Genomic DNA, 9,982 nt, shown 5'->3' with positions numbered 1-9,982 from the left:
GAGAATTTGTGCCCATGAATACGTTCATCATTGCTGAGGCCGGCGTGAACCACAATGGCAATGCCGACATGGCCCTGCGGCTCGTCGATGTCGCGGCTGATGCTGGCGCCGATGCGATCAAGTTCCAGAGCTTTTCGGCCGACAAGCTGACCCGACTTGGCGCCGATACTGCTGAATACCAGAGGGCGGCCACGGGGCACAGCGACCAGTACAACATGCTGAAGGCGCTGGAAATTTCCGAGGAACTGCATCATGCTCTGTTCGAGCGCGCACACGCGCGGGGCATCGAATTCATGTCGACGGCTTTCGATGAGGGGTCCTTCGATTTTCTCGTCGCTCTGGGCCTGAAGCGGGTTAAGGTGCCCTCGGGCGAGCTGACCAATACCCCGTTCTTGCGTCACATGGCGCGGTCTGGCTTGCCACTGATCGTCTCCACCGGCATGGCGACGCTGGAAGAGGTGGTGGACGCCGTGAGCGTAATCAAGGCGACGCGGGAAGCCGCAGGGATCGTCCCGGTGCCCAACGATTTGGCTATTCTGCACTGCACCTCGAACTATCCGGCTATGCCCGAGCACGTGAATCTGCGGGCTATGCAGACCATTGCCGATGCTACCGGCGCTGTCATGGGCTATTCGGATCATACGCTGGGCATAGCCGTTTCGACCGCCGCCGTGGCGATGGGCGCGAAGACCATTGAGAAGCATTTTACGCTCGACAAATCGCTTCCCGGCCCCGACCACGGCGCGTCGCTGGATCCGGAGGAACTGAAGGCGCTGGTTCGCGCCATACGCGATATCGAAAAGGCTCTTGGGGATGGCGTGAAGCAACCTACGGCATCCGAAGTGCCGATCCGGGCGCTTGTGCGCCGCAGCGTGACGGCAGTACGTGACATCGAGGCGGACGCCACCGTCCGCGCGGAGGATATTACTCTGCTACGCCCCGGCACTGGCATCCCCCCCGCCGATCTCGACAAAGTCTATGGCCGGCGTACCGCCCGCCGGATTGCAGCTGGCGAAACCGTGGTTTGGTCGGATCTGCAATGAATCAGTGCCGCCGCATATGCTATATAAGCGGTACGCGAGCCGATTACGGCCTTATGCAGGCTTGCCTGCAGCAGATCGATGCCTGCCCTGATCTTGAGCTGGGCATCATTGCGACGGGCATGCACCTTTCGCCGATGTTTGGAATGACCGTGGGCGACATCGAACGCGCAGGCCTGCCTATCGTTGCCAGAATTCCTGTGGCGGATGGCAAGCTCGACGGCGCCGGGATGGCGGGTAATATTGCTGTGATGATGACCGGCATCGTTGCGGCACTACAGGTTTTCAAGCCCGATGCGGTGCTCCTGCTGGGTGACCGTGGCGAAATGATCGCGGCGGCGCTGGCGGCCATCCATCTCAATATTCCAATTTTCCACATTCATGGCGGCGAGCGCTCCGGCACTGTCGACGAACCCGTACGCCATGCCATTTCCAAACTGTCCGATGTTCATCTTGTGGCGACCGAAGAAAGCGCCGACCGTCTGGTTCGCATGGGAGAACGGGCCGATCGCGTCCATGTTGTGGGCGCCCCTGGACTCGACGGTATTGTCGAGTTGGCCAGCGAACCCGCCGAATCGCTTCTGCCGCGCTATGGACTCGATCCGCAAAGGGAACTAGCACTTCTGCTCTATCATCCTGTGCTGCAAGAGGCTGAGGCAGGGGCTGGCGTGGTTGATGTCCTGATCGCCGAACTCTCGGAGCAGGATACGCAGGTGCTCGCCTTTCGGCCAAATTCCGATGCCGGCAGCGCACCTATTCTTGCGGCGTTGGACGCCGCCGAAAAGGCGGGGCGGGTCAAGCTGGTGACCCATGCTCCACGCAACGACTATCTGGCTCTGTTGCGCCATGCCCGCATGCTGTTGGGCAATTCCAGCAGCGGGATTATCGAAGCGGCGACATTCGGTACGTCGGTCGTCAATGTTGGCAGTCGTCAGATGCTGCGTCAGCGCAACAGTAATGTTATCGATGTGCTACCATTCCCGGCGGCCATTCGCGTGGCCATCACAGAGGCCAGGTCGCAGTCGCGCAGGACGAGCAATGTTTTCGGCGATGGTCAGGCGGCGCCGCGTATCGTTCGTTATCTGCGGGAGACCCCCTTGGATCAAATCCTGGGCAAGGTGAATGTCTATTGATCTCGACGTGACCCTGATCGGTGCTGGCGGCCACGCGACAGTGGTGGTCGATGCGCTGCTCAAGGGGGGGGCATAGGCGGGATCAGATAGCTGTCGTTGACCAAAATGCTATGCGGACCGGGCAACAGATACTGGGCATCGAGATCGGTATGCTCGAGTGGCCGAGCCTTATGGGGCGGGCGGTGCATGTCTGCATCGGCGACAATGCAATCCGCCGTCGTCTGTGGGAGGATGCTCGCAAGGTTGGGGCAAGCCTTTTTACGATTGTGCACCCGCAAGCTAGCATTGGCGGTGAGGCAGACCTTGGCGGCGGCGTCTTTGTTGCGGCGCAAGCCGTCATTGCACCTCGCGCCCGCCTCGGAGAGGGCACTATTGTCAATCATGGGGCGGTGGTAGACCACGATTGCCGGGTTGGGGTATTTTGCCATGTTGCCCCCCAGTCGTCTTTGGCGGGTGGGGTTATCCTTGGGGATGGCGTTTTGGTGGGGGCAGGGGCTAATGTCCTGCCGAGGGTAATCGTTAATCGCAATGCGGTGGTGGGTGCCGGTGCCGTGGTGGTCAAGGACGTACTAGGCGGCGAGACGGTCGTGGGCGTGCCTGCGGGGCGACGGACATAGTAGGTAGCATCTTGGATATTTTAGAGCTTTGTGTTGAGCGTTCGTTTACCGTGAGAGATGCTCTGGCTCTCTTAGAGAAGCGACGAATGGGTGTGCTGCTTTTGGTGGATGCCGCCGGTCGCTTCGAGAGAACCGTGACCGATGGCGATATTCGGCGGTTGATGCTGGCGGGGGGCGAGTTGACCGACAGCCTGGCGGGCATCCCCGTTGCAGAATCCGTTGTCATTACGAAGAGGCACTCGCGACGCGATGCGCTTGAAATCATGCAGGCGCATGTGATCAATCATCTGCCTGTAGTCGATGAAGACGGCAAGGTCGTCGACGTTCTCATGCGATCCGAACTGGATGAGCAGGTGCTGCTATCCACGCCTCATATGGGAGATGCCGAGCGCGAATTTGTCGAAGACGCCTTTCGCACGAACTGGATCGCGCCCCTTGGCCCCAACGTCGATGCCTTCGAATGCGAAGTGGCCGAAAGGGTATCCTCACCGCATGCCGTCGCCCTCAGTTCCGGCACTGCTGCAATCCATCTCGCTCTGCGCATGCTTGATGTGAAGCAGGGCGACACGGTGTTCTGCTCGACACTGACCTTTGCCGCTAGCGTCAATCCGATCATGTATCAGGGAGCAGAGCCCGTCCTCATCGATTCCGAGCCTGAAAGCTGGAACATGTCCCCGCTGGCGCTTGAGCGCGCGCTGGAGGAGGCGCGGCGCGAGGGGCGGTTGCCCAAGGCGGTGATCGTGGTCTGTCTTTACGGGCAGAGCGCCGACATGGATCCGATCATGGATATATGCAAGCGCTACGGCGTCGATGTTATCGAAGATGCGGCTGAATCGCTTGGCGCCAAGTACAAATCCAAGGCGTCGGGCACATTTGGCCGGCTCGGCATCTATTCTTTCAATGGCAACAAGATCATCACTACTTCGGGCGGGGGCATGCTGCTCACACAGGAGGAAGACCTTGCCAAGCGGGCCCGTTTTCTGGCCACGCAAGCCCGAGACCCGGCGCCTCACTACCAGCATTCCACTGTCGGCTACAATTACCGGATGAGCAACATACTGGCGGGCGTCGGGCGCGGTCAACTCAAGGTACTGGAGGAGCGCGTCGCCGCGAGGCGGCGCGTGTTCGAGACCTATCGCACCGAACTCGCATCGGTGGAGTGGCTGTCATGGATGCCAGAGCCCGACTGGAGCTATTCCACCCACTGGCTCTCAGTGTGCGAGATTCTGCCGGATGCGCCGACCACTACCGTTGACGTGATCCGGCGACTCGCCGATGAGTTCATCGAAGCTAGGCCGGTATGGAAGCCTATGCACCTGCAACCTGTATTTGAGAATTTCAAATACGTGCAGCACTCCAACCACTCGGTTTCGGATGGGCTGTTCGAGCGTGGCATATGCCTTCCGTCCGGCTCCAATATGTCGGATGCAGATCTGGAACGAGTGGTGAAAACACTCAGGTCGATCTGATGCTTGCGCTGTCGAGGTTTTGGCATCTGTCGGTGCTCGGGAGAACTGGTTCGTGACGGCCAAAAGGCTCATTGCTCGCCTTGATGTGAAGGCGCCCAATCTGATCAAGGGGATCAATCTTGAGGGCCTGCGCAAGCTGGGTGAACCAGGCCAGTTCGCGCAGAAATACTATGCCGCCGGCATCGATGAAATCATCTACATGGACATTGTTGCCAGTCTCTACGATCAGAACAGCCTCGGCGATATCGTGAGTCGGACCTCAGACGCCGTATTCATTCCCATAACCGTGGGCGGCGGCATCCGCTCCTTGGCGGACGTGCAGGCCATGATGCGATCGGGTGCGGATAAGGTTGCCATCAATACGGCTGCCATCAGACGGCCCGAATTGATCTCCGATATTGCCAATACCTTTGGTGCGCAGTGTATGGTTGTTTCCATTGAAGCCAAGCAGGAGGCGACGGGGCGTTGGCAGGCCTATGTCGATAACGGTCGCGAGAAGACTGGGCTGGATGTTGTCGCCTGGGCCAGGCAGGTAGTTGAGCGCGGGGCGGGGGAAATCCTATTGACATCGGTCGACCGGGAAGGAACTCGCAAGGGCTTCGACCTCGAACTCATCCGCGCGGTTTCTGATGCCGTGCCGATCCCGGTCATCGCGAGCGGAGGCATGGGTACGGTCGAGCACCTGATCGAGGCGGTGTACGAGGGGCATGCCGATGCTGTGGCTATGGCTGATGTGCTCCATTATGACCGCATTCCATTCCAAGATATTCGTGCCCGCGTGCAGGCGGCCGGCGTTCCGCTGAGGAAGCTATGACCCGGCAAGTTGTCATTGTCGATTATGGTGTCGGCAATCTGCAGAGCGTTGCCCGCGCCATTGTCGGCGTGGGCGCGGAGCCGATCTTTGCAACGACCCCCGAACAGGTCGAGGTCGCCAGCATCATGGTCGTGCCGGGTGTGGGCGCCTTCGGCAGCTGCACCGCCGCATTGCATAGCCACGGCTTGCGCGAGGCTGTTCTCGCTGTCATCGCTTCTGGCCGCCCAACTCTGGGTATATGTGTCGGTATGCAGATGTTGCTGGACGAAAGCGAAGAGTTCGGTACTCATGCCGGGCTGGGGCTCATCGCAGGCAAAGTGCGGTCCATCCCGTCGACGGGGGCGGATGGTGAGCCGCACAAGATTCCGCATATCGGGTGGAGTGGACTGCAGCCAAACCAAGTCGACTGGCAGGGCACTATTTTTGAGGATACCGAGCCGGGTGACGCCTGTTATTTTGTGCATTCTTTCGCGGCCAATCCCATTAACCCTTCAGAAGTACTGGCGACTTGCGACTATGATGGTCGCGTGATTTGCGCTGCGGTGCAAAAGGACAACCTTGTCGGAGTGCAGTTCCACCCTGAAAAGAGCGGCAAAGTGGGTCTGCGTATCCTCTCCAGATTTGTAAACGCCCGCTAGACCGGCTGCCCCGGAAGAGACACGATGAGTTCAAAAGACGTTTTGTTGATTGGTGCCGGCCGGATGGGGCGCTCGCATGCCATGGCCGTGCGTGAACTGGGCCTGTCGCTGGCCGCCGTTTGCGATTTGCGGACCGAGGCCCGCGACGCAATGGGCGAAGAGTTTTCCATTGCCCCATCGGCCCGTTTCGCCGAGGCGGCAGCGATGCTGGCGGCCTTTCCTGACCCACGCCTCGTGGTCATCGCTACGACGGCCAATACGCATTTTGATCTCGTGCGTGCTGCCGTTGCGGCGGGTGCACAGGCCATTCTGTGCGAAAAGCCCATGGCTGCCTCCGTCGATCAATGCATCGGCATGGTGGAGTGCTGCGCGCAGGCAGGCACCCGGCTGGGTATCAACCACCAGATGCGCTTCATGCCGCAATATGAACTAGTCAAAACTATTCTCGACGAGGGGCTGCTGGGCCGGCTGGGCAGCATGAATGTGGTTGCCGGCTCGCTCGGGCTGGCCATGAACGGGTCTCACTATATTGAGGCCTTCAATTTCCTGACGGGTGCATGGCCAGGCTGGGTTTCGGCGCATTTCACCGGCGAGCCAATCAACAATCCGCGCGGCGTGGAATTTTTCGATCAGGGCGGAGAGTTCCGTTTCATTGCCGATAGCGGGCAGCGCCTCAACCTGATTATCGGGCATGATCAGGGACACGGGATGACGGTGACCTATGCCGGCGAATATGGGCATATCATTATCGATGAACTCCAGGGCGAGGCCATCGTCACGGCGCGCGAGCGGGCTCATCGCGGTGCGCCAATGACCCGCTATGGCATGCCATGGGAGCGCATTACGCACCGGTTTGCTCCTGCTGACAATGTGCAGCCAACCAAACGCGTGCTCGAGGCTCTATTAAAAGGGGAAAACTTCCCCGATGGTCGCACTGGTTTGCAGATCGTCCGTGCGGTAGCGCGATGCTATGACTCTGCCGAGCAGAATAGTCGTAAGATCGCGATTGAAACGGCCGACGCCAATACGGGACGGGTTTTCCCATGGGCGTAGTTGCTGTTATCCCTGCCCGAGGTGGCAGCAAATCCGTTCCTTACAAAAATTTGCATCCGCTGGGCGGAAAGCCACTGCTGGCCTGGCCCATCGAGACGGCTCTGGCTACCGATTCCATCGACAGGGTTATCGTCTCCACCGATGATGAAAAGATTGCCGCGGCGGCTCAATCCCACGGCGCCGAAATTCATTGGCGTCCGCCAGAACTAGCCACCGACACAGCCCTGGTCATCGATACGATCCGCCACCTGTATCGTCAGTTGACCGAAAGGGGCACGGCCGATGACATCATGGTCCTTTTGGAGGCGACTGCGCCATTCCGCACGCCAGAACTGGTGGGCCGCTGCATTGACCGCATGGTCGCCGAAAACTTGGATTCTATCGCTACTTTCAATGAGGCGTCGGTCAATCCTGAACGGACATGGCGCCTTGTTGACGACATGCCGGTACCGTTTATAGAGGGGGCAGTGCCGTGGAAACCCCGCCAATTGCTGACTCCCGCCTATCAGCTCAACGGTGCTGTATACGCCTTTCGACCACATCTCCTGCCAAGCGATAGCCCGAGCATCCTGTTCGGCCGGATGGGGGCAGAGGTGATCCCTGCAGATGAGCTGGTCGACATTGATCATCAGAAGGACTTCATAATAGCCGATGCCATACTCAGATCCCGCACAGGCGCCTAGCCTTTCCCAGCTTATGTCAATGGAGGGGCGTGTCGCTCTCATCATTGGCGGGGCTGGGCTGCTAGGGGGCGAAATCTCCTATGCTCTCGCTGAACTCGGCGCCCGCATCATCGTGGCCAGCCGCGATGTCGAAAAATGCCGCACATTCGTCGAGACCTTGGGATCGATCCATCCAGGCAAGCATGAGGCACTGGCGATCGACATTACCGACAGTGCCTCGATCCGCAGCGTACTGGCAGATACGGCCGCGCTGACCGGCGGGGAACTCGATGTTCTGGTCAATTCCGGTTGGTCGGGTCGCAAGAATACGTTCGAGTCCATCTCGGACGAGGATTGGAACCTCGATATCGAAGTGTGCCTCAATGGCGTGTTCCGCACCATCAAGGCGGCCACCCCCCTGTTGGCCACGCGTCGTGGTACCATCCTTTCCATCGCTTCCATGTATGGTCACGTGGCACCAGATTACCGCCTCTATGACAGCGACCGATTTGCCAATCCGCCGAGCTATGGCGCGGCCAAGGCCGGCGTGATCCAGTTGACGAAATATCTCGCCAGCTTCCTGGCGCCGCAGGGCATCCGCGCCAACTGCATCAGTCCCGGACCTTTCCCGTTTGAAAGCACGCAGCAGGCGAATCCCGACTTCATCGCGCGCCTGGAAGCCAAGAATCCGCTCAATCGCATTGGCAGCCCGCCTGACCTGAAGGGCGCGGCGGCGCTGCTCTGCACGGATGCGGGCTCTTACATCACCGGACAGAATATCTGCGTCGACGGTGGCTGGGCGGTCTGGTAATGCGCCTGGGGATCATCGGCTTCAGTGAGGGCAATGGCCACCCCTTCTCCTTCTCGGCCATTATCAATGGCTATGAGCGGAAGGGCTTCGAGGCTGCCGACTGGCCCGTCATCCTGGCCTATCTCGACAAGCAGCCGGCCGAAAATTTCGGATTCGGCGATGCCCGTGTCACACATGCCTGGACGCAGTTTCCGGACCTGACGCAGAAGCTTTGCGCCGCATGCAGCATTGCCAATGCGGTAGACCGCCCGGAAGACATGCTTGGCGATATCGATGCGCTGATCATCGCACGTGACGACTGGGAGACCCATGCCGCTCTTGCCACGCCTTTCCTGCAGGCGGGCATTCCGGTCTTTATCGACAAGCCGCTGACGCTCGATCCCGGCGAACTCGTGGCGCTCCGGCCGTATGTCGAGCAAGGCATGCTGATGTCGACATCAGGTCTGCGGTTCGCGCAGGAGCTTGACGCCATTGTCGAAAAGCTGCCTGATCTAGGCCCGATCAGCCTGATCTCAGCTACGGTGCTCAATGGTCTCGATAAATATGGCATCCACATGCTGGATGCCATCGATACGTTCGGCTTGGGCAAGCCGAGGCAAATCACCCGCCTTGCTGCGGGTCATCAGGCATTTGCTCTGCTGCTCGACAGCGGCGTCACCGTCAATCTCAACTGCCTTGGTTCCGTCGCAAAAACGTTTCACCTGAGTGTTTTTGGCAAGGGCGGGCACGTGCATGTCGATCTGCACGATAATTTCTCCGCCTTTCGCCGAACTATGGGCGCATTTGTCGAAATGGTTCGCACCCGCCGCCCGCCCATAGCGCCAGCGCGCCTAGTCGAAACCATGGACCTCATCCGGCTAGCCCTTGCCATGGAGCCGGGCCAGACCAGAGATGTGTCCGATGCCTGATCTATTCAATCTCTCCGGCAAAATCGCGATGGTGACTGGAGGTGCCGGAATTCTCGGGCACGGTTTCTGTCAGGTTCTCGCGGAGCACGGGGCCGCCGTGGCGCTGGTGGATCTCAGCCGCGATGCAGCGGACAATGCCGCTAGGCAGATTCGTGATGCCGTGCCCGGCGCCACGATATTGCCGGTGGAATGCGACGTGGCCGATAGCGCAAGCGTAGCGGCCGCTGTCGACACAATCGTTGGACAATTGGGCGGCATTGACATCCTGCATAACAATGCGGCGACCAAGTCGGGCGACCTCAATGCCTTTTTCGAGCCCTTCGAGACCTTCGACCCGAGCATCTGGCGCGAGATCATGGGCGTCAATATCGATGGCATGTTTCTTGTCGCACAGGCTGTAGGCCGGCAGATGCTGGCGCAGGGACGCGGCGGTAGCATGATCAAGACGGCGTCGATCTATGGCGTCGTCGCCCCTGATCAACGTATCTATGAAGGCTCAAATTATATGGGCCGGGCGATCAACACACCTGCCGTCTACAGTGCCTCAAAAGCAGCTGTGATTGGGCTGGCACGCTATCTGGCGACTTATTGGGCCGAGGCCGGTATCCGGGTCAATGTGCTGACGCCGGGTGGTATCGAGAGCGGCCAGAACGACGTGTTCCGCACCCGCTATGCCAATCGGGTTCCCTTAGGGCGCATGGGGGCCGATAGCGAATTGCACGGCGCGCTGATCTATCTGGCCTCGGATGCCTCCAGCTATGTGACCGGACAGAATCTAATCGTCGATGGCGGCCTCAGCGCGTGGTAAGACTGCCCGCGCGCGCCAATCCTTCCAAC

General features: G+C 59.6%; 11 protein-coding genes. All 11 read left to right on the top strand.

All coding sequences use genetic code 11. The features are described 5' to 3' along the window. Positions 1-14 precede the first annotated feature (14 nt). The 11 genes from neuB to FPZ08_RS13180 all read left to right on the top strand — a co-directional run bounded on the left by neuB (position 15) and on the right by FPZ08_RS13180 (position 9,953). Entirely contained in the window at positions 15-1,043 is a 1,029-nt protein-coding gene (gene neuB / locus FPZ08_RS13230; RefSeq protein ID WP_146290453.1) for an N-acetylneuraminate synthase, read from the top strand. Further along, positions 1,040-2,173: a UDP-N-acetylglucosamine 2-epimerase gene (neuC, locus tag FPZ08_RS13225; protein ID WP_146290452.1), complete on the top strand. Its 1,134-nt coding sequence runs from the start codon at positions 1,040-1,042 to the stop codon at positions 2,171-2,173. The genes neuB and neuC overlap by 4 nt, the downstream gene beginning before the upstream one ends. Positions 2,174-2,223: 50 nt before the next feature. After that, positions 2,224-2,790 (top strand): NeuD/PglB/VioB family sugar acetyltransferase, encoded by a 567-nt coding sequence (locus FPZ08_RS23040; protein WP_425457603.1) that lies wholly within the window; start codon positions 2,224-2,226, stop codon positions 2,788-2,790. Between the two features lie 86 nt (positions 2,791-2,876). Then, a complete protein-coding gene (locus tag FPZ08_RS13215; protein ID WP_146290450.1) occupies positions 2,877-4,259 on the top strand; it encodes an aminotransferase class I/II-fold pyridoxal phosphate-dependent enzyme in 1,383 nt (460 codons plus the stop codon). Positions 4,260-4,311: 52 nt separating this feature from the next. Then, positions 4,312-5,073, top strand: a complete 762-nt coding sequence (hisF, locus tag FPZ08_RS13210; protein WP_146290449.1) for an imidazole glycerol phosphate synthase subunit HisF — start codon at positions 4,312-4,314, stop codon at positions 5,071-5,073. After that, on the top strand, positions 5,070-5,711 hold the full coding sequence (gene hisH / locus FPZ08_RS13205) for an imidazole glycerol phosphate synthase subunit HisH (RefSeq protein WP_146290448.1): 642 nt from the start codon (positions 5,070-5,072) through the stop codon (positions 5,709-5,711). Before hisF ends, hisH begins: the two co-directional genes overlap by 4 nt. Before the next feature lie 24 nt (positions 5,712-5,735). Further along, on the top strand, positions 5,736-6,764 hold the full coding sequence (locus tag FPZ08_RS13200; RefSeq protein WP_146290447.1) for a Gfo/Idh/MocA family protein: 1,029 nt from the start codon (positions 5,736-5,738) through the stop codon (positions 6,762-6,764). Then, on the top strand, positions 6,755-7,447 hold the full coding sequence (locus tag FPZ08_RS13195; RefSeq protein WP_146290446.1) for an acylneuraminate cytidylyltransferase family protein: 693 nt from the start codon (positions 6,755-6,757) through the stop codon (positions 7,445-7,447). The genes FPZ08_RS13200 and FPZ08_RS13195 overlap by 10 nt, the downstream gene beginning before the upstream one ends. A gap of 19 nt (positions 7,448-7,466) precedes the next feature. Continuing rightward, a complete protein-coding gene (locus tag FPZ08_RS13190) occupies positions 7,467-8,237 on the top strand; it encodes an SDR family oxidoreductase (protein WP_210246796.1) in 771 nt (256 codons plus the stop codon). After that, positions 8,237-9,145 carry a Gfo/Idh/MocA family oxidoreductase gene (locus tag FPZ08_RS13185; RefSeq protein WP_146290444.1) on the top strand — a complete coding sequence of 303 codons (909 nt, stop codon included), beginning with the start codon at positions 8,237-8,239 and terminating at the stop codon, positions 9,143-9,145. The genes FPZ08_RS13190 and FPZ08_RS13185 overlap by 1 nt, the downstream gene beginning before the upstream one ends. After that, complete coding sequence (locus tag FPZ08_RS13180; RefSeq protein WP_146290443.1) at positions 9,138-9,953, top strand: SDR family oxidoreductase; 816 nt, start codon at positions 9,138-9,140, stop codon at positions 9,951-9,953. The genes FPZ08_RS13185 and FPZ08_RS13180 overlap by 8 nt, the downstream gene beginning before the upstream one ends. Positions 9,954-9,982: the final 29 nt, after the last annotated feature.

The organism is Devosia ginsengisoli, from assembly GCF_007859655.1.
Lineage (GTDB): Bacteria > Pseudomonadota > Alphaproteobacteria > Rhizobiales > Devosiaceae > Devosia > Devosia ginsengisoli.
This window is presented reverse-complemented; position numbering and strand designations above follow the sequence as displayed.

Bases quoted from the DNA above. Each gene is read 5' to 3' on its own strand.
- FPZ08_RS13200 (WP_146290447.1), top strand. From the start codon at position 5,736: ATGAGTTCAAAAGACGTTTTGTTGATTGGTGCCGGCCGGATGGGGCGC.
- FPZ08_RS23040 (WP_425457603.1), top strand. From the start codon at position 2,224: ATGCGCTGCTCAAGGGGGGGGCATAGGCGGGATCAGATAGCTGTCGTT.
- FPZ08_RS13180 (WP_146290443.1), top strand. From the start codon at position 9,138: ATGCCTGATCTATTCAATCTCTCCGGCAAAATCGCGATGGTGACTGGA.
- FPZ08_RS13190 (WP_210246796.1), top strand. From the start codon at position 7,467: ATGGAGGGGCGTGTCGCTCTCATCATTGGCGGGGCTGGGCTGCTAGGG.
- FPZ08_RS13185 (WP_146290444.1), top strand. From the start codon at position 8,237: ATGCGCCTGGGGATCATCGGCTTCAGTGAGGGCAATGGCCACCCCTTC.
- neuC (WP_146290452.1), top strand. From the start codon at position 1,040: ATGAATCAGTGCCGCCGCATATGCTATATAAGCGGTACGCGAGCCGAT.
- hisH (WP_146290448.1), top strand. From the start codon at position 5,070: ATGACCCGGCAAGTTGTCATTGTCGATTATGGTGTCGGCAATCTGCAG.
- FPZ08_RS13195 (WP_146290446.1), top strand. From the start codon at position 6,755: ATGGGCGTAGTTGCTGTTATCCCTGCCCGAGGTGGCAGCAAATCCGTT.
- neuB (WP_146290453.1), top strand. From the start codon at position 15: ATGAATACGTTCATCATTGCTGAGGCCGGCGTGAACCACAATGGCAAT.
- FPZ08_RS13215 (WP_146290450.1), top strand. From the start codon at position 2,877: ATGGGTGTGCTGCTTTTGGTGGATGCCGCCGGTCGCTTCGAGAGAACC.